This is a genomic window from Kocuria sp. CCUG 69068, assembly GCF_020833785.1.
Taxonomy (GTDB): domain Bacteria; phylum Actinomycetota; class Actinomycetes; order Actinomycetales; family Micrococcaceae; genus Kocuria; species Kocuria rosea.
The window spans coordinates 1-17,558 of the sequence record NZ_PDDL01000075.1; the positions used below are offsets into that span (position 1 = coordinate 1).

The 17,558-nt window shown below is 73.5% G+C and carries 18 protein-coding genes; 7 read left to right on the forward strand and 11 right to left on the reverse strand.

Annotated features, from left to right (window positions below; translation table 11 throughout):
• From moeB to moaC, 4 genes are all read right to left on the reverse strand, one after another.
• The coding region (gene moeB, locus CRM73_RS13490; RefSeq protein ID WP_229588074.1) for a molybdopterin-synthase adenylyltransferase MoeB at positions 1-852 on the reverse strand (852 nt) is incomplete at its 3' end.
• Between the two features lie 5 nt (positions 853-857).
• A complete protein-coding gene (locus CRM73_RS13495; protein ID WP_035925876.1) occupies positions 858-1,310 on the reverse strand; it encodes a molybdenum cofactor biosynthesis protein MoaE in 453 nt (150 codons plus the stop codon).
• On the reverse strand, positions 1,307-1,846 hold the full coding sequence (locus tag CRM73_RS13500; RefSeq protein ID WP_035925874.1) for a MogA/MoaB family molybdenum cofactor biosynthesis protein: 540 nt from the start codon (positions 1,844-1,846) through the stop codon (positions 1,307-1,309). Before CRM73_RS13500 ends, CRM73_RS13495 begins: the two co-directional genes overlap by 4 nt.
• Positions 1,843-2,340, reverse strand: a complete 498-nt coding sequence (gene moaC, locus CRM73_RS13505) for a cyclic pyranopterin monophosphate synthase MoaC (protein WP_017832123.1) — start codon at positions 2,338-2,340, stop codon at positions 1,843-1,845. The genes CRM73_RS13500 and moaC overlap by 4 nt, the downstream gene beginning before the upstream one ends.
• Positions 2,341-2,510: 170 nt before the next feature.
• Here moaC and CRM73_RS13510 point away from each other — a divergent pair, with 170 nt between their 5' ends.
• Together CRM73_RS13510 and CRM73_RS13515 are read left to right on the forward strand one after the other, a co-directional pair.
• Positions 2,511-3,719, forward strand: coding sequence for a globin domain-containing protein (locus CRM73_RS13510; protein ID WP_229588076.1), 1,209 nt, complete (start codon positions 2,511-2,513; stop codon positions 3,717-3,719).
• Positions 3,720-3,801: 82 nt separating this feature from the next.
• The gene (locus tag CRM73_RS13515; protein WP_229588078.1) at positions 3,802-4,269 is read left to right on the forward strand and encodes a pyridoxamine 5'-phosphate oxidase family protein; all 468 of its coding nucleotides are present in this window, start codon (positions 3,802-3,804) and stop codon (positions 4,267-4,269) included.
• Positions 4,270-4,364: 95 nt separating this feature from the next.
• On the opposite strand, the gene CRM73_RS13520 is transcribed toward CRM73_RS13515, so the two are convergent.
• The 5 genes from CRM73_RS13520 to CRM73_RS13540 are packed head-to-tail and all read right to left on the reverse strand — an operon-like array spanning position 4,365 to position 12,581.
• The gene (locus tag CRM73_RS13520) at positions 4,365-5,612 is read right to left on the reverse strand and encodes an MFS transporter (RefSeq protein WP_017832126.1); all 1,248 of its coding nucleotides are present in this window, start codon (positions 5,610-5,612) and stop codon (positions 4,365-4,367) included.
• Between the two features lie 24 nt (positions 5,613-5,636).
• Positions 5,637-6,497, reverse strand: coding sequence for a respiratory nitrate reductase subunit gamma (narI, locus tag CRM73_RS13525; RefSeq protein ID WP_017832127.1), 861 nt, complete (start codon positions 6,495-6,497; stop codon positions 5,637-5,639).
• Complete coding sequence (narJ, locus tag CRM73_RS13530; RefSeq protein WP_017832128.1) at positions 6,494-7,186, reverse strand: nitrate reductase molybdenum cofactor assembly chaperone; 693 nt, start codon at positions 7,184-7,186, stop codon at positions 6,494-6,496. Before narJ ends, narI begins: the two co-directional genes overlap by 4 nt.
• A complete protein-coding gene (gene narH / locus CRM73_RS13535) occupies positions 7,183-8,856 on the reverse strand; it encodes a nitrate reductase subunit beta (protein ID WP_229588080.1) in 1,674 nt (557 codons plus the stop codon). The genes narJ and narH overlap by 4 nt, the downstream gene beginning before the upstream one ends.
• On the reverse strand, positions 8,856-12,581 hold the full coding sequence (locus CRM73_RS13540) for a nitrate reductase subunit alpha (protein ID WP_229588082.1): 3,726 nt from the start codon (positions 12,579-12,581) through the stop codon (positions 8,856-8,858). The genes narH and CRM73_RS13540 overlap by 1 nt, the downstream gene beginning before the upstream one ends.
• 209 nt (positions 12,582-12,790) lie before the next feature.
• On the opposite strand from CRM73_RS13540, the gene CRM73_RS13545 reads away from it, so the two are divergent.
• On the forward strand, positions 12,791-13,636 hold the full coding sequence (locus tag CRM73_RS13545) for an alpha/beta fold hydrolase (RefSeq protein WP_229588084.1): 846 nt from the start codon (positions 12,791-12,793) through the stop codon (positions 13,634-13,636).
• Between the two features lie 4 nt (positions 13,637-13,640).
• On the opposite strand, the gene CRM73_RS13550 is transcribed toward CRM73_RS13545, so the two are convergent.
• Both CRM73_RS13550 and glp read right to left on the reverse strand, forming a co-directional pair.
• Positions 13,641-14,027, reverse strand: a complete 387-nt coding sequence (locus tag CRM73_RS13550) for a hypothetical protein (protein ID WP_017834534.1) — start codon at positions 14,025-14,027, stop codon at positions 13,641-13,643.
• 162 nt (positions 14,028-14,189) lie between these two features.
• On the reverse strand, positions 14,190-15,422 hold the full coding sequence (gene glp, locus CRM73_RS13555) for a gephyrin-like molybdotransferase Glp (protein ID WP_229588086.1): 1,233 nt from the start codon (positions 15,420-15,422) through the stop codon (positions 14,190-14,192).
• A gap of 49 nt (positions 15,423-15,471) precedes the next feature.
• Here glp and CRM73_RS13560 point away from each other — a divergent pair, with 49 nt between their 5' ends.
• The 4 genes from CRM73_RS13560 to CRM73_RS13575 all read left to right on the forward strand — a co-directional run.
• Positions 15,472-15,801, forward strand: a complete 330-nt coding sequence (locus CRM73_RS13560; RefSeq protein ID WP_035925846.1) for a hypothetical protein — start codon at positions 15,472-15,474, stop codon at positions 15,799-15,801.
• Positions 15,802-15,913: 112 nt separating this feature from the next.
• Complete coding sequence (locus CRM73_RS13565; protein ID WP_229588088.1) at positions 15,914-17,092, forward strand: GTP 3',8-cyclase MoaA; 1,179 nt, start codon at positions 15,914-15,916, stop codon at positions 17,090-17,092.
• Between the two features lie 6 nt (positions 17,093-17,098).
• On the forward strand, positions 17,099-17,368 hold the full coding sequence (locus CRM73_RS13570) for a MoaD/ThiS family protein (RefSeq protein WP_017834396.1): 270 nt from the start codon (positions 17,099-17,101) through the stop codon (positions 17,366-17,368).
• Positions 17,369-17,372: 4 nt separating this feature from the next.
• The coding region (locus CRM73_RS13575) for an NTP transferase domain-containing protein (RefSeq protein ID WP_229588090.1) at positions 17,373-17,558 on the forward strand (186 nt) is incomplete at its 3' end.

Here is a 17,558-nt window from a genome sequence, read left to right on the forward strand (position 1 = left end):
CGTCACGGTGGGGACGCCTCCCGGCTGCGGGCCGGGCGCCGGGCAGGCGGGGGCGCTGTCGCCGGCCGACGCCAGGGTGGTCACGGGCGCGCGGCCCGGCGTGGGCACCAGCGGGATCTCCCACCAGCGCGCCGAGAGGGCGTCGTAGGTGGCGACCCGGCCGAGCATCGTGGTGCCGATCCCGGTGACCAGCTTGACGGCCTCGACCGCCATGGCGGTGCCCAGCAGCCCCGGCAGCACGCCGAGCACCCCGGCCTCGGCGCAGCTGGGCACCGTGCCCGGCGCCGGGGGCACGGGGTAGAGGTCGCGGTAGGTGGGCCCGTGCGCGCCCCAGAACACCGAGTACTGGCCGTCGAAGCGCAGGATCGAGCCCCACACGTGCGGGACACCGGCCAGCTCGCACGCGTCGGAGACGAGGTAGCGGGTCTCGAAGTTGTCCGTGCCGTCCAGGACGAGGTCGTACCCGGCGAGGACCTCCTCCGCACTCTCCGCGGTGAGCCGCTCGCGGTGCTCCACGACGCGCACCAGCGGGTTGAGGTCGGCGATCCGCGCGGCGGCCGAGGCGGTCTTGGGCGCCCCGAGGGTCCCCTCGCCGTGGATCACCTGGCGCTGCAGGTTGGAGGCGTCCACGTCGTCGTCGTCGACGACACCGAGGGTCCCGACGCCCGCGGCGGCGAGGTAGAGCAGGGCCGGGGAGCCGAGGCCGCCCGCGCCCACGCACAGCACCCGGGCGTTCTTGAGCCGCCGCTGGCCCTCCTCGCCGATCTCGGGGACGGTCAGGTGGCGGGCGTAGCGGCGCAGCTCGGCGTCGGTGAGCTCCGCGGCCGGCTCGACGAGCGGGGAGAGGTCCACGGCGCTCAGGCGTCCAGTCCGACCCACTCGGTGGAGCCGTCCGCGAACCGCTGCTCCTTCCAGATGGGCACCTCGGTCTTGATCCGGTCCACGAGCGCGTCGCAGGCGGCGAAGGCGAGCTTGCGGTGGGCGGCGGCCACCGCGGCCTCCAGGGCGGAGTCCCCCACGCGCAGGTGGCCGACCCGGTGGGCGGCCCAGATCCGCACCCCGGGGAACTCCTCGGCGACCCGGCGGGCCACGTCCTGGACGGCCCGGTCCGCGCCGGGGTGGCAGGTGTAGTCGAGGCTGGTGACGGGGCGGCCGCCGTCGTGGTCGCGGATGACACCGCTGAAGGAGACCACGGCGCCGGTGCGCTCGTCCTGCACGGCCTCGACGGCCCGGGCGTGGTCCAGGGGCTCCTCGGTGACGAAGGCGCCGACCACGGCGGTCTCCGCCTGGATCGGTCCGGGTGTGCTCATCGGTCGGTCTCCTCGTGCGGTCGGGGGTCGTGGCGGGGGCCGTCGTGCCCGCGGTCGCGGTGGCCCTCGAGCTGGTCGCAGACGTGGTCGAGGATCGGCTCGAGGACCTTCAGCCCGTCCCAGACCCCGCCGGTGGAGCCGGGGAGGTTGACCACGAAGGTGGCGCCGCTGACCCCGGCGTGCCCGCGGCTGAGCACCGCCAGGGGGGTGGTCCTCCGGCCCTCCGCCCACAGTGCCTCCATGATGCCGGGCAGCTCGCGGTCGAGGAAGGGCCGGGTCATCTCGGGGGTGAGGTCGTCCGGGCCGAGGCCGGTCCCGCCGCTGGTGACGACCACCCGGGGGCGGTCCGCGGGGGCCCGGGTCACGAGCAGCCGCTCCAGCTCGGCGCGCACGTCCTCGCCGTCGGCCACCACGAACGGACCTTCGACCTCGAAGCCGTGGGAGCCGAACCAGTCGGCGGCGATCCGCCCGCTCCGGTCCTGGTAGACCCCGGCGGCGGCGCGGGTGGAGGCGACGATGACGGCGGCGCTCCTCATGCGGCGTCCCCGTCGGTCCGCGCCCAGTCCCCGGACTTGCCGCCGGACTTCGCGAGCACCCTGACCCGGTCGATCTCGGCCAGCTTGTCCACGGCCTTGATCATGTCGTAGAGGGTCAGGGCGGCCACCGAGGCCGCGGTCAGCGCCTCCATCTCCACGCCGGTCACCCCGCGCGTGCGCACCGTCGCGGTGATCCGCACGCCGTCCGCCAGCCGCTCGAAGTCCACGGTCACCTTGCTGATCGGCAGCGGGTGGCACAGCGGGACGAGCTCCGGGGTCCGCTTGGCCGCCATGATGCCGGCCACCCGGGCCACCGGCAGGGCGTCCCCCTTGGGGAGGTCCGCGGCGAAGACCTGCTCGACGACGTCGGGGCGGGTGCGCAGCGTGGCTGTCGCGGTGGCCTCGCGGGTGGTCACGGCCTTGTCGGAGACGTCCACCATGTGCGCGGACCCGTCCGCCCGGACGTGCGTGAGGCTCTGCTGCTGCTCGGTCATGTCGGTTCGGTCCCCTTCGGCTCTCCCGGATGGTGCGTCCCTCCCATTCTGGCCCACCCCCGCGCCGCGCACCGCCGCGTCATGTCTGGTCCCGTGCCGGGGCGCGGTGCTAGCTTGACGGAACGCGACCAGAGCGCCGTCGACGCCGCCGGCACTCGGAAGGAGCCACCGTGCTGTCAGACACCTCGTACCCCGTCGTCAAGGCCACGCTGCCCGTGGTCGGGGAGAACATCCAGGAGATCGCCCGGCGTTTCTACGCGCACATGTTCGGCGAGCACCCCGAGCTGCTGGACGGGCTGTTCAACCGCGGCAACCAGGCGGACGGCCGGCAGCAGCAGGCGCTGGCCGGGTCCGTGGCCGCCTTCGCCGGCTACCTGGTGAACAAGCCGACCGAGCTCCCGGACCACCTGCTGTCCCGCATCGCGCACAAGCACGTGTCCCTGGGGCTGCACCCGGACCAGTACCAGATCGTGCACGACAACCTCATGTGGGCCATCGTGGACGTCCTGGGCGACGCCGTGACCCCGGAGGTCGCCGCGGCCTGGGACGAGGTCTACTGGCTGATGGCCAACGTGCTCATCAACCAGGAGCGCGGCCTCTACGAGGCGGTCCGGCTCTCCCCCGAGACCGTCTGGCGGACCTGGCGGGTGGTCGAGAAGATCCCGGAGACCGAGGACGTCACGACCTTCGTGGTGGAGCGCGTCGACGAGCGGGAGGTGAAGCGGTCCCTGCCCGGCCAGTACGTGACCCTCAGGATGGAGATGCCCGACGGGGTGCTGCAGCCCCGGCAGTACAGCCTGACCCGCGCCGACGACGGACAGCACCGGCGCTTCGCGGTGAAGCGGGTGCGTGGCAACGGCACGCCGGCCGGCGAGATGTCCACCCTCCTGCACGAGACGGTGCAGGTGGGGGACGAGGTGGTGCTCTCGGTGCCCTCCGGCGACGTGGTCCTGGAGTACTCGGACCGGCCGCTGGTGCTGGCCAGCGCGGGCATCGGCGTCACGCCGATGGCGGGCATGCTCTCGCACCTGGTGAAGGACGGCTCCCAGCGCACCGTGCAGTTCCTGCACGCGGACGCCTCCCCGGAGACGTTCGCGCTGCGGGGGCAGATCGAGGAGGACCTCGCCGCCCTGGAGGACGGCTCCCTGAAGGCCTGGTTCGAGCAGCCACGGGGGGCCGGCGAGCGCGCCGAGAACGAGTACGAGGGGTTCATGGACCTGCGCGCCGTGGAGCTGCCGCACGACGCGCAGTACTACCTGTGCGGGCCGCTCCCCTTCATGCAGGCCGTGCGCAGCGCGCTCGTCTCCCGCGGAGTCCCGCCCCGGGACATCCAGTACGAGGTGTTCGGCCCGGACCTCTGGCTCGCCGACTTCGAGTGACCGGCCGTGCAGGCCCCGGGAGAACGACCGGGGCAGGACCAGGACACGGCCCGAGGGCCGGACGACGACGACGGAGGACACGATGACGGACACGCACGGCAACCACGTGGAGGAGCTGGCGGTCAACAGCTGCTGGGACCTGCTCCGGGACGCGGGCGTCGGCCGCCTCGCCGTGTGGGTGGAGGACCACCCGGACATCTTCCCGATCAACTTCGTGGTGGACCACGGGACCCTCGTCTTCCGCTCGGCCGAGGGGACGAAGGTCGCCGGGGCCCTCACCGACGTCCCCGTGGCGGTGGAGATCGACGGGTACGACGAGCCCGCCGGGAAGGCGTGGAGCGTGGTGGTCAAGGGCCGCGCCGAGCGCATCCAGCAGGTCCAGGAGCTCACGGACACCCTCGACCTCCCGCTGTTCCCGTGGCAGGCGGGGCGCAAGGGCATCTTCGTCCGGGTCGTGCCGTCCCTCGTGACCGGCCGCCGGTTCCCGGTCGCGGACCCGGGGGTGTGGCGCACCCCGCTGTCGGGGGTGCGGCGCTCCCCCGACGAGTGAGCCTGCGCCGGGACGTGCTCCTCCGCCGGGCCGCCCCGCTCCCGAGCTGACCGCCGGCCGCGGTCCGGGCCGCGCGTCCGGCGCCCGGACGGCGGTCAGGTCCGGGCCCGCTCGTCGTCCTTGCCCCCGTTGCGCACGGTGAAGGTGAGCACCAGGGCGGCCACCGCGAACACGGCCAGCAGGGTCAGCCCCACGAAGTAGCTGTTGTTCTCGGCGTCGTAGGTGGCGCCCATCACGAGCGGCGGGAAGTAGCCGCCCAGGCCGCCGGCGGCCGCGATGATGCCGCCGATCGTGCCCACGTCCTTCGCCGGGGCGGCGCGTCCCACCCACCCGAACACGCCGCCGGTGCCCAGGCCGAGGAACACCGCCATGGCCAGGAACGTGGCGCCGTAGGCCACCTCCTGGATCGGCTGCAGCGCCACGACCATCGCGAGGACCGCCGTGCCGACGAGCGAGGTGATCGTGACGATCTTCGGGCCGAGGCGGTCGGCGAGGATCCCGCCGACCGGGCGGGCGACCACCGCGGCGAGGGCGAAGCCGGCGGTGCGGGTCCCGGCCGCGGTGGCGTCGAAGCCGTAGACGGTGTTCAGGTAGGTGGGCAGGTAGTTGGAGAACGCCACGAACGCGCCGAAGACCACGCCGTAGAGGAAGCACAGCTGCCAGGTCACCCGCAGGGTGAAGGCGTGCCTGATCCGGGGCAGCACCGGCTGCGGCACGGCGCCGGCGCGGACCGGGGACTCGCGCAGCCCGAGCCAGCAGACCACGGCCATGGCCGCGACGATCGCGGCGATGACCGCGTGGGCGCCCAGGTACCCGATGCCCGCGACCAGGCGCGGGGTGACGAACGCGGAGACCGCGGTGCCGGCCATGCCCGCGCCGAACACGCCGGTGGCGAAGCCCTTGCGGTGGGACTCGTACCACGCGGAGCAGAACGGGATGCCGATGGCGAAGACCGTGCCGGCGATGCCGAGGAAGAACGCGACGACCAGCAGGAGCCCGAAGCTGCCCAGCTGGCCCACGAGGGCGGTGAGCAGCACCAGCGGGGCGGTCAGGGCGAGGATCGCCGTGAACATCACCCGCCCGCCGAAGCGGTCCGTCAGGGCGCCGACGGGCACCCGGGCGATGGAGCCGACGAAGATCGGCATCGCCACGAGCAGCGCGGTCTGCGAGGAGCTGAGCTCCATCTGCTCCGCGTAGCGCCTGGACAGCGGGCCCACGATGGTCCAGGCCCAGAAGCCCGCGGTGGACGCCAGCGTGGCGAGGAGCAGGTTCCGCAGCTGGCCGGAGCGCAGGTCCGGGGCCGCGGTGCCCGGGGAGGCGGCGGACGACGACGAAGATGACATGGCGGTCCTCGCAGATGGGGCTGGTCAGCGGCGGGTGCCGGCGCGGTTGCGGTGGGCGCTCCTGTCCCGGTCCTGGGTCCCGACGGGGTCCCAGCCGCGGCGCACCGGCACGGACCCGGTGGACCGGTGGTCCCGGGAGCGGTAGACGATGTACGGCCGGAACAGGTAGTGCACGGGGGCGGTGAACGCGTGCACCAGGCGGGTGAACGGCCAGACGGCGAAGAGCCCCATGGCCCACAGGGCGTGCACCTTGAAGGAGATCCCGGCGGCCGTCATCGCGGCGACGTCCGGCTGCAGGATCCAGATCGAGCGGAACCACGGGGAGACCGTCTGGCGGTAGTCGGGCACGGAGTGGTCGAACACCGAGATGAGGGTGGTGCCCAGCCCCGTGAGCAGCGCGGCCACGAGCATGACGTACATGAACTTGTCGTTCTTGGTGGTCGCCATGAACACGGGTCCGGTGGTGCGCCGGCGCCAGATGAGCATGATGATCCCGAGCAGCGTGCCCACGCCGGCCACGAGCCCGATGCTCAGGGCCAGGAAGTGGTACATCCCCTCGGTGACCCCCACGGCCTCGGTCCAGGTCTTCGGGATGATCAGACCCATGACGTGGCCCGCGAGCACGGCGAGGATGCCGAAGTGGAACAGCGGGGAGGCGATGCGCAGGATGCGGGACTCGTAGAGCTGCGAGGACCGGGTGGTCCACCCGAACTGGTCGTACCGGTACCGCCAGACGGTGCCGCCGATCACGACCGCCAGCACGACGTAGGGCAGCACGCCCCAGAGCAGGATGTCGCCGACCCCCACGGAGGCGGCGGCCGGGGCCGCCGCCTCGAGGGGGAGGGAGGTCCCGGGCGCGAGCAGGCTCGCGGCGGTGGCGGTCATGCGCTGTTCCTTTCGGTGACGGGCAGCAGCCGGGGGTCGTACGGGTCGAGGCCCACGGACTCCGTGGGCGGACCGTAGCCGGCCATCCGCAGGGCGGCGTCCCGGTCCTCCGGGGAGACCCCGGGCAGGGTGGAGCACACGAGGGCGACGACGCCGTGGTACGGCAGGCCGTCGTCGCGCAGCGCCAGCCGCAGCAGCTCGAGGGACGGCCGGTAGCGCTGGAGCAGCTCGTAGCCGTCCTCAGGGGAGACCTTCGCGGCGAACTCGAGCACGAGCGGCAGGTAGTCCGGCAGCTCGGCCCCGTCCAGCTGCGCGCCGTGGGAGCGGTAGACCTCCTTGAAGGCGGCGAGCGCCTCGCCCCGCCGCCGGGTGTCCCCGTCGGTCCAGTAGGTCAGGTGCAGGCTGTGCCGCCGGGAGAGGTCGAACTCCTGGACGTAGTCGGCCTGCACCTGTTCGAGCGGGCGGGCGCGCAGCCAGTCGAGGAGGTCCTCGGGCACGGGCGCGCCCACCTCCTCGAGGGCTTCCCGCAGGACGGGCAGCATGACCAGGAGCTCGTGGTCGGGATAGCCGAGCAGCACGGCGGCGGCCTGCCGGGCCACCGCGCTGCGCCGCGGGTGCCGGTCCGTGCAGCGCCCGGGGTCGAGAGTTCCCCTGCCGGCCTTGCCCAGCAGCCTCTCCAGCAGGCTCACGGCCGGTCCCCGTCCTCGGAGCGCGGCGGGAACAGCCCCGCGGGCGCCCCTCGGCCGTCCCAGTTGAGCAGGTTCACGCGCCCGGCCATCTGCTGCTCCGAGGTGGCGGACTCGCCGGTCTGTCGCGCCCGCAGGGCGTTGAAGTTCTCCACGGCCACGGGCGTGGGGCGCCCGGAGGCCTCGCCGAAGACGCCGGTCTGGCCCATCCCGGGCCCTCCGTCCACGTCGAGGGAGCAGCCGATCTCCTCGAGGTTGTGGGCGTCCTCCAGATGGGCGGAGGGGATGACGTAGCGCTCGTCGTACTTGGCGATGGCCATGAGCCGGTACATCTTCTGGATCTCGGAGCCGGTCATCCCGACGCCCTCGGCGATCGACTCGTCCGGGGCGTCCCCGAGGGCGATGTCCCGCATGTAGGAGCGCATGGCCGCGAGCTTGCGCAGCACGTCCGTGACGATCTGCGTGTCCCCGGCCGTGAACAGCTCGGCGAGGTACTCCACCGGGATGCGCAGCGAGTCGATGGCGCCGAACAGGTTGCCCGCGTCCTCGCCGTCGTGCCCCTGGTCCTTGAGCAGGTCCACCACCGGGGACAGCGGCGGGACGTACCAGACCATCGGCATCGTCCGGTACTCCGGGTGCAGCGGCAGCGCCACCCGCAGCTCCTTGGCCAGGGTGTAGACGGGGGACCGGCGCGCGGCGTCGAGCCAGTCCTCCGGGACGCCCTCGGCGCGGGCCGAGGCGACCACCCCCGGGTCGTGCGGGTCGAGCATCAGGTCCAGCTGGGCCTCGTAGAGGTCCCGCTCGTCCGGGGTCGCGGCGGCCTCGGTGACCCGGTCCGCGTCGTACAGGAAGATGCCGATGTAGCGCAGCCGGCCGACGCACGTCTCCGCGCAGACCGTGGGGATGCCCACCTCGATCCGGGGATAGCAGAACGTGCACTTCTCGGCCTTGCCGGACTTGTGGTTGTAGTAGATCTTCTTGTACGGGCAGCCGGTGACGCACTGCCGCCAGCCGCGGCAGCGGTCCTGGTCCACCAGCACGATCCCGTCCTCGGTGCGCTTGTAGATCGCGCCGGAGGGACAGGAGGCCATGCAGGACGGGTTCAGGCAGTGCTCGCAGATGCGCGGGAGGTAGAACGCGAACGTCTGCTCGAACTCGAACTTGATCCTGTCCTCGGACTCGCGGCGCACCTTCTCCACGATCGGGTCCAGGTGGCCGGCCTCGGTGACGCCGCCGAGGTTGTCGTCCCAGTTGGCGGACCACTCGATCTTGGTGTCCTTCCCCGTGATCAGGGACTTGGGGCGGGCGACGGGGAAGTCGGTGCCGGCGGGGGCGTTGGTGAGGGTCTCGTAGTCGTAGGTCCACGGCTCGTAGTAGTCGTCGAGCTCCGGCTGGACGGGGCTGGCGAACAGGCCCGCGAGCTTCGCCCAGCGCCCGCCCGACTTCAGCTTGAGGTTGCCGCGGCGGTTGAGCTCCCAGCCGCCCTTCCACTTCTCCTGGTCCTCGTACCGGCGGGGATAGCCCTGCCCGGGACGGGTCTCCACGTTGTTGAACCACACGTACTCCGTGCCGGCGCGGTTCGTCCACGCCTGCTTGCACGTCACCGAACAGGTGTGGCACCCGATGCACTTGTCGAGGGCCATCACCATGGCGACCTGGGCCATGACTCGCATCAGTACTGGACCTCCTGGGAGCGCTTGCGGACCACGGAGACGATGTCGCGCTGGTTGCCGGTGGGCCCGAGGTAGTTGAAGGCCCAGGACAGCTGCGCGTAGCCGCCGATCATGTGGGTGGGTTTGACGAGGATGCGCGTGACCGAGTTGTGGATCCCGCCGCGGCGGCCGGTCGCCTCGGACTTCGGCACGTCGATGGTGCGCTCCTGGGCGTGGTGGACGTAGACGACGCCGGCGGGCATGCGGTGGCTCACGATGGCCCGGCCCACGTAGACGCCGTTGGTGTTGACGCACTCGACCCACTCGTTGTCGGAGACCTCGATCAGTGCGGCGTCCTGGGGGCTCATCCACACCGTGGTGCCCCCGCGGGACAGGGAGAGCATGAACAGGTTGTCCTGGTACTCCGAGTGGATCGACCACTTGTTGTGCGGCGTCAGGTACCGCACGGCGATGGACAGCTCGCCGCGCTCCCCGAGCTGGGGCTCCCCGAAGAGCCGGTGCATGTCCAGGGGCGGCCGGTAGATCGGCAGGGTCTCGCCCATGTCCTTCATCCAGTCGTGGTCCAGGAAGAAGTGCATCCGCCCGGTGAGGGTGTGGAAGGGCTTGAGCCGTTCGATGTTGACGGTGAACGGGGCGTAGCGCCGCCCCCCGGTCTCGGAGCCGGACCACTCCGGGGACGTGATCACCGGGACCGGGGCGGCCTGGGTGTCGGCGAAGCTGATCCGCTTCTCCTCGGAGCCGCGGGCGAGGTCCGCGAGCTCCACCCCGGTGCGCTTCTCGAGGGTCTCGAAGCCCTGCACGGCCAGCTCCCCGTTGGTGGTCCCGGAGAAGAGCAGGATCGCCTCCGCCATCCGCGCGTCGGTGTCCACGGCCGGGCGGCCCGCCGCGGCCCCGGAGTCGAAGACCCCGTGCAGGCGCGCCAGCTGGTCCACCTGGTGGGAGACGTCGTAGGTGATGTGCTTCGTGGTGAAGCCCAGCCGCTCGGCCAGGGGCCCCACCGCCGAGAACTTCTCCCCGATCGCGGTGTAGTCCCGCTCCACGACCGCGAGGTTGGGCAGGTTCTTCCCGGGCACGGCCGGCAGGTCGGTGTGCTTCCAGTCGGGCGCGTGCCCGCCGGGCTGGGCGATCTCCCCCGGGGTGTCGTGGGTGAGCGCGGTGGCCACCAGGTCCTTGCGCACCCCCAGGTGGGTCCGCGCCTGGCGGGAGAACTCCTCGGCGAGCAGCCGGAACAGCTCGTAGTCGGTCTTGGCCTCCCACGGCGGGTCGATCGCCGGGGTGAACGCGTGCACGTACGGGTGCATGTCCGTGGAGGACAGGTCGTGCTTCTCGTACCAGGTGGCGGCGGGGAGGACGACGTCGGAGAGCAGGGTGGAGCTCGTCATCCGGAAGTCCGCGGAGACCAGCAGGTCGAGCTTGCCCTCGGGCGCCTGCTCGTGCCAGGTGACGTCCCGCGGCCGGGACGCGGAGTGGTCCTGCCCCATGACGTTGTGGTGCGTGCCGAGGAGGTGCCGGAGGAAGTACTCCTCGCCCTTCGCGGAGGACCCCAGCAGGTTGGAGCGCCACAGCACCAGGGTGCGGGCCCAGTTCTCGGGGGCGTCGACGTCCTCGACGGCGAAGCGCAGCTGCCCCGACTTCAGCCGGTCCGCGACCCACCGGGCCTCGTCGGGGGCCTCCCCCCGGGCCACGCCCTCGACGGCGAGGTCCGCGACGTCGAGGGAGTTGCGGTCGAACTGCGGGTAGAACGGCATCCAGCCCATCCGGGTGGACTTCGCGACCACGTCCGCGGTGTGCATGCCCTTCAGGTGGCCCTCCGCCAGGGGCGACTGGAGGGAGTCGGACGAGTAGCCGTCGGAGCGCCACTGGTCGGTGTGCATGTACCAGAACGCGGTGCCGATCATGAAGCGCGGCGGGCGGGTCCAGTCGGTGGCCGCGGCCATCGCGGCCCAGCCCGTGATGGGGCGGGCCTTCTCCTGGCCCACGTAGTGCGCCCACCCGCCGCCGTTGCGGCCCTGGCACCCGCACAGCATGAGCATCGCGAGGATCGCCCGGTAGGTGACGTCCCCGTGGTACCACTGGCAGATGCCGGCCCCCAGGATGATCATCGACCGGCCGCCGGACTTCTCCGCGTTGGCCGCGAACTCGCGGGCGGTGCGGATCACGGCCCGGGCCGGGACCGAGGTGATCTCCTCCTGCCACGCCGGGGTGTAGGGGGTCGCGACGTCGTCGAGCCCGGCCGCCCAGTCCCCCGGCAGGCCCTCGCGGCCCACGCCGTACTGGGCGAGCATGAGGTCGAAGACCGTGGTGACCGTCCGTCCGGCGACCTCGGTGACGGGCACGCCGCGGCGCAGCACCGAGCCCTCCCCCGTGGCGTCGGTGAAGGCGGGCAGGTGCACCGCGCTCACCGAGCCCTCGTAGGAGGAGGCGTCCGCGAGCGAGAGCGCCGGGCGCACGCCCTGCAGGTCGAGGTTCCACTTCCCCTCGTCCTGCTCGTTGTAGCGGAAGCCCATGGACCCGTTCGGGACCACGGGCGTGCCGGCGTCGCGGTCGATCAGCACGGTCTTGAACGCCGCGTCGGAGGCCGTCGCCTCGCCCCCGCCCAGGTCCGCGGCGGTGACGAACTTGCCGGGCACCACGGTGCCGTCCTCGCGCTCGTCGAGGGTGACGAGCATGGGCAGGTCGGTGTACTGCAGGACGTAGTCCTCGAAGAACGGCACCCGCCGCTCCACGAAGTTCTCCCGCAGGATCACGTGGCCCATCGCCATGGCGAGCGCGGCGTCCGTGCCGGCCTGGGCCGGCAGCCACTCGTCGGCGAACTTCGTGTTGTCCGCGTAGTCGGGGCTGACCGAGACGACCTTCGTGCCGCGGTAGCGGGCCTCCACCATCCAGTGCGCGTCCGGGGTGCGCGTGACCGGGACGTTCGAGCCCCACATCATGAGGTAGGTGGCGTCCCACCAGTCGCCGGACTCCGGGACGTCGGTCTGGTCTCCGAAGACCTGGGGGCTGGCCACGGGCAGGTCCGCGTACCAGTCGTAGAAGCTGTTCATCACACCGCCGATGAGGTTGATGAACCGGGCCCCCGCGGCGTGGGAGACCATGGACATCGCGGGGATCGGGGAGAAGCCGGTGCACCGGTCGGGGCCGTAGGTCTTCACGGTGTGCACGTGGGCGGCGGCGGTCATCTCGAGGGCCTCCTGCCAGCTCGAGCGCACCAGGCCGCCCTTGCCGCGGGCCTGCTGGAAGGCCCGGCGCTTCTCCGGGTCGCCGACCACCGCCTGCCACGCCAGCACGGGGTCCCCGCCCACCTGTTCCTTGGCCGCGCGGTACATCTCCAGCAGCACCCCGCGGACGTACGGGTAGCGGACCCGGGTGGGCGAGTAGGTGTACCAGGAGAAGGCGGCGCCGCGGGGACAGCCGCGCGGCTCGTACTCCGGGCGGTCCGGACCCACCGAGGGGTAGTCGGTCTCCTGCGCCTCCCAGGTGATGATCCCGTCCTTGACGTAGACCTTCCAGGAGCACGAGCCCGTGCAGTTCACCCCGTGCGTGGAGCGGACCACCTTGTCGTGGCTCCACCGGTTCCGGTAGAACGCGTCACCGGCCCGCCCGCCCTCGCGGTAGACCGCGCGGCCGTCCGGGGACTCCTCCCAGCGGGTGAAGAACTTCCCGAGCTTGAGCAGGGCGTGGGACGCGGGGCCATCGGTGCCCGGCGGAACGGAGCTGGCAACCATGGTGCCAATCTATCGAATTCGGCATTCTGAATTAGGATTTTCTTGTGGACCAATGAACGGCAATTCGGTGGAAAAGAATTCATGACACATCAATTTCAGAATTCATTTTCCGTCAAGAATTTCGGCACCCTTGTTTTTCTCGGCGGAAAGGGGATGACCGAGCCCCGGCTCTCGCGCGGACGGGCGCCGGCCGGGACTAGCCTGGCCGGATGGACCGACCGACCCTCCGCCCTCCCGGTGACCTCCGCCCCGGCGTGCGCCTCGACGTGCGCGACGACGGGCCCCCGGACGGGGAGCCCGTCCTGTTGCTGCACGGCTTCCCCCAGGACGGCACGAGCTGGTCCGGGGTCGCGCCCGTGCTGCGGCGCGCCGGCCTGCGCACGCTGGTGCCCGATCAGCGCGGCTACTCCCCCGGCGCCAGGCCCCGGGGTCGCCGCGCCTACCGGCTCGAGCTGCTCGTCCAGGACGCCGTGGCGCTGCTGGACGCCGCCGGGCTGGAGCGCGCCCACGTCGTCGGCCACGACTGGGGCGGGATCGTGGCGTGGACCCTCGCGGCCCACCGGCCGGAGCGGACGGCGTCCCTGACGGTGGCCTCGGTCCCGCACCCCCGGGCGCTCGCCCGCTCCCTGACCCGCTCGCCGCAGGCGCTGCGCTCGGCCTACGTCGGGGCCTTCCAGCTGCCCCGGCTCCCGGAGGCGCTGCTCGGTCCGCGCCTCGAGCAGCTCCTGCTCCGCTCCGGCCTGCCCGCGGCGGAGGCCGCCCGCTACGCGGCCCGGATGCGGGAGCCCGGCGCGCTCACCGGCGCCCTGAACTGGTACCGCGCCCTGCCGCTGTCCCGGCTGCGCACCGGACCGGTGGACGTGCCGACCACGTACGCGTGGGGCGCCCGGGACCCCGCCCTGGGCCGGCGGGCCGCGGAGCTCACGGCCGAGCACGTGCGGGGGCCCTACCGGTTCGTGGAGCTGGACGCCGGCCACTGGCTGCCGGAGACCCGTGCCGAGGAGCTGGCGGGACTGGTGCTCGAGCGCGTCGGCGGGACCGCGAACACCCCGTAGCGGCTCAGCCCCGCGGGGAGGGTCCCTCGGACGGCGCGTCCTCGCGCCGCCGCCGGGGGGTCCCCGCGATGCGCAGCGCGGCCTGGACCGCCAGCAGCGCGAACGCCGCGTAGTAGATTCCCACGGAGGGGTAGAGCTGGGGGACGGTGCCGTTCCAGCCCACCAGGGTGAGCACGAACAGGATGCCGCCGAGCACGAGCAGCCCGAGGTGCGCGGTGCCGAAGGCGCCCCGCTCGCCGCGGCGGGCGAGGAAGAGCGCCAGGACGGCGAAGAAGATCGGGAAGAGCATCTGGCCCACCACGGTGATGCCGTTCTGGTGGTACTCGTAGCGGCCGAGCGCCTGGATCACGGCGGTGGCGGCGAGGAGCAGCGGGGCGAGCAGGGACGTCATGGGGACCTGTTCTGTGCGATCGTCCGGGCGGGGGCGCGGACCAGTCTAGCGAGCGGCGGGGACACCGCCGCGGCGCCCCGGGCCCGGCCGGAGCCGCCCCGGCGGTGGTGGGGTCCTGCGGTGGTGCGGCCCTGCGGTCCCGCGGGCCGGGCGCGCACCGGGTCAGTCGAGCAGCAGCAGCTCCACCGGGGTCCCCGCCGGCAGCTCGGCCCCGCCCGCCGGCACGAGCGCGAGGGCGTTGGCCCGGGCCGCGGCGGCCAGCAGGTGGGAGCCGGGCCCGCCCGCCATCCGCACCGTGGCGCCGTCCCAGACGGCGCGGCGCACCTGGGTCCGCCCGGGCAGCGGCCGGACGGCCTCCGCGAGGGGCCCCGTGCGGCGGGCCCGCGGCGCCGGGGCGCCCACGGTCCCGGTCAGGGCGGGGCGGAGGAACATCTCGAAGGACACGAGGGTGCTGACGGGGTTGCCGGGCAGGCAGACGAAGGGAACGCCGCCCGGTGCCGCGAGGCCCTGCGGCCCCCCGGGCTGCATCGCGACGTGCACGAACTCGCCGTGGGGCGCGAGCACCTGCCGGACGACCTCGTAGGCGCCCTCGCTGACCCCGCCGGAGGAGACGAAGAAGTCGGGCCTCCGCGCGGTGTCCTCCGCCAGGCGTGCCGCGAAGGCGCCGGCGTCGTCGGAGAGCAGGTGGGCGCCGACCACCTCCACGCCCGCCTCCGCGAGCTGGGCGCGCAGGATCGCCGCGTTCGCGTCGAAGATCTGGGCCGGGCCGCGCGCGGCGCCGGGCGCCACGACCTCGTCGCCCGTCGTGTAGAGCACGGCCCGGGGGCGGGCGCGCACGGTCAGCTCCGCGCACCCCAGCGCGGCCGCGAGCCCGATCCGGGCGGGGGTGAGCCGCTGCCCCGCGACCAGCGCCGTGTCCCCGGCGACGACGTCCTCGCCCGCCCGGCGGACGAACCTCCCGGCCGGCTGGCCCGCCGGGAGCCGGAGGTGCGTCCCGGGTGCCGGGAAGCCCCCCGGCAGCGACTCCTCGACGGGCACCACGGCGTCCGCGCCGGACGGCAGGGGCGCGCCGGTCATGACGGGGGCCGCCTCCCCGGGACCGAGCGGGCCGGGGACGTGGCCGGCGGGCACGGGGGCGACGACGACGAACGGGGTGCGCCCGTCCTCCCCGGGCGCCGTCCGGCTGTCGGCGGCACGGATCGCGAAACCGTCCATCTGGGAGTTGTCGAAGGGCTGCAGGCTCAGGGGCGCCACGAGGTCCTCGGCCAGGACCCGGCCCGCCGCGGCCGCCAGCGGCACGGTCTCCGTCCGGACGCGGAGACCCCGCAGGGCCTCCGTGACCGCGCGGCGGTGCTCGTCGACGCTGCGGACCGGGTGCTGCGCGTGCCTGCTCATTCCTCCAGCGTAGGTGCCGGGGCGCGCCCGTCCTGGCAGGATCGGGGCCATGACGCAACGGGATGTGGAGCACACGCCGGACGGTCGGTGGATCGTGGTGGATGGCCGGCGGTGGCGCCGCCAGGATCCCGGGCTGCCCGAGGACGTCGCGGCCCGGCTGACGTCCCACCTGGGCCGGGCCCGGGCGGCCGTCCGCACGGTGCGGCGGGACGGCACGGAGGAGGAGCTGCGGGCCGTGCGGGACCGGGTGGGGATCGCCAAGCTGGGCCTCGGTGAGCGCGGCACGCCGTGGTGGGAGCAGTCGCCCGCCGAGCAGGAGGCCCGGTGGACGGATGCTCTCGCGCGGCTGGACGAGCAGGCCCCGCCGGAGCCGGCGTGACGCCGTACGGCGCCCGGGGCGTTCTCGGCATGCTGGGGACTGATTACACTGGGCGGACCATCCCGGCACGCCGAGCACCGTGCGGGCCGGGGACGACCACCGAGGCGGTGACATGAGCGTTTCCCTGGGACTGCCGCGGCTGCGCGACACCGGTCCGGGCCCCAGCGGCGCCCCGGCCGGGGCCGGGCTGATGGACCGCCACGGCCGCCGCGCCACCGACCTGCGCCTGTCGGTGATCGACAAGTGCAATCTGCGCTGCACCTACTGCATGCCCGCCGGAGGCCTGCCCTGGCTGCCCGCCGCCCAGCTGATGACCCCCGCCGAGATCACCCGCATCGTCCACGTCGGGGTGACCGAGCTCGGGGTCACCGAGCTGCGCCTGACCGGCGGGGAGCCCCTGGTGCGGGCCGACCTCGAGGAGATCGTGGCCGGGATCCGTGCTACCCACCCGGACCTGCCGGTCTCGCTCACCACCAACGGCATCGGTCTGGCCGCCCGCGCCCAGGGCCTGGCCGAGGCCGGGCTGAGCCGGATCAACATCTCCCTGGACTCCCTGGACGCGGCGACCTTCCGCGCCCTGGCCCGCCGGGACCGGCTCGCCGACGTGCTGGCCGGGGCGGAGGCGGCGGCCGCCGCCGGGCTGACCCCGGTGAAGATCAACGCGGTGCTGATGCGCGGGGTCAACGACCACGAGGCCCCGGAGCTACTCGCGTGGGCGCTGGCGCGCGGCTTCGCCCTGCGGTTCATCGAGCAGATGCCCCTGGACGCCGACCACGGCTGGACCCGGGCGGACATGGTCACCGCCGACCAGATCCGCCACCGGCTCGGTGAGCGGTACCGGCTGACCCCGCACCCGGGCCCGCGCGAGGGCGCCCCGGCCGAGCTCTGGGACGTCCACCCCCGCACGGCCAGCGCCGCCCCCGTGGACTCCGGCGCGACCTCGGACGCGACGTCCGCGGCGCCCCCCGCCGCGGCCTCCGCCCTGCGCCCCGGCGCCCAGGACCCGCCGCTGGGCACGGTGGGCGTCATCGCCTCCGTGACGGAGCCATTCTGCGCCGACTGCAAGCGGACCCGGATCACCGCCGAGGGCAGGATCCGGTCCTGCCTGTTCTCCCACGAGGAGGTCGAGCTGCTGCCGCTGCTGCGGGCCGGTGCCACCGACGCCCAGCTGGCCGAGCGCTGGCGGGCGGCGATGTGGGCGAAACCGGCCGCCCACGGCATGGACCACGTAGGCCTGGACTCCCCCGACTACGTCCAGCCGGAGCGCTCGATGAGCGCGATCGGAGGCTGAGCAGGGATGCTGATCCGCTACTTCGCCGCCGCCCGCGCTGCGGCCGGCACCGACGCCGAGACCCTGGAGGTCCCCGACGACCGGCCCTGCACGCGCCGGGACGTGGAGAACCTGCTGGCCCGGGCCCACCCCGAGCCGCCACCGGGACAGCCTCCGCTGGCGCAGGTGCTGGCCCGGTCCAGCTTCCTGCTCGACGGCGTGGCCTGCCCCGATCCCGACACCCCGGTCCCGTCCGGGGCGGTGCTCGACGTCCTGCCGCCCTTCTCCGGCGGATGAGCGCGTGAGCGCCCCGGGACCGGCCCCGGTCTTCCACGCCGTGGTCCTGGCGGGCGGCCGCTCCGCCCGCCTGGGCGGCCGGCCCAAGGCCGGTCTGCGGCGAGCCGGGCGCACCCTGCTGGAGCTCACGCTGGACGCGGTCCGGGAGGCGGCGGGCGTCGTCGTCGTCGGCCCGGCGGACCCGGCCGTC

Bases quoted from the DNA above. Each gene is read 5' to 3' on its own strand.
- glp (WP_229588086.1), bottom strand. From the start codon at position 15,422: ATGAGCAGGCACGCGCAGCACCCGGTCCGCAGCGTCGACGAGCACCGC.
- CRM73_RS13550 (WP_017834534.1), bottom strand. From the start codon at position 14,027: ATGACGTCCCTGCTCGCCCCGCTGCTCCTCGCCGCCACCGCCGTGATC.
- CRM73_RS13540 (WP_229588082.1), bottom strand. From the start codon at position 12,581: ATGGTTGCCAGCTCCGTTCCGCCGGGCACCGATGGCCCCGCGTCCCAC.
- CRM73_RS13545 (WP_229588084.1), top strand. From the start codon at position 12,791: ATGGACCGACCGACCCTCCGCCCTCCCGGTGACCTCCGCCCCGGCGTG.
- narI (WP_017832127.1), bottom strand. From the start codon at position 6,497: ATGACCGCCACCGCCGCGAGCCTGCTCGCGCCCGGGACCTCCCTCCCC.
- narH (WP_229588080.1), bottom strand. From the start codon at position 8,856: ATGCGAGTCATGGCCCAGGTCGCCATGGTGATGGCCCTCGACAAGTGC.
- CRM73_RS13560 (WP_035925846.1), top strand. From the start codon at position 15,472: ATGACGCAACGGGATGTGGAGCACACGCCGGACGGTCGGTGGATCGTG.
- CRM73_RS13565 (WP_229588088.1), top strand. From the start codon at position 15,914: ATGAGCGTTTCCCTGGGACTGCCGCGGCTGCGCGACACCGGTCCGGGC.
- CRM73_RS13500 (WP_035925874.1), bottom strand. From the start codon at position 1,846: ATGAGGAGCGCCGCCGTCATCGTCGCCTCCACCCGCGCCGCCGCCGGG.
- CRM73_RS13520 (WP_017832126.1), bottom strand. From the start codon at position 5,612: ATGTCATCTTCGTCGTCGTCCGCCGCCTCCCCGGGCACCGCGGCCCCG.
- CRM73_RS13570 (WP_017834396.1), top strand. From the start codon at position 17,099: ATGCTGATCCGCTACTTCGCCGCCGCCCGCGCTGCGGCCGGCACCGAC.
- CRM73_RS13495 (WP_035925876.1), bottom strand. From the start codon at position 1,310: ATGAGCACACCCGGACCGATCCAGGCGGAGACCGCCGTGGTCGGCGCC.
- CRM73_RS13515 (WP_229588078.1), top strand. From the start codon at position 3,802: ATGACGGACACGCACGGCAACCACGTGGAGGAGCTGGCGGTCAACAGC.
- moaC (WP_017832123.1), bottom strand. From the start codon at position 2,340: ATGACCGAGCAGCAGCAGAGCCTCACGCACGTCCGGGCGGACGGGTCC.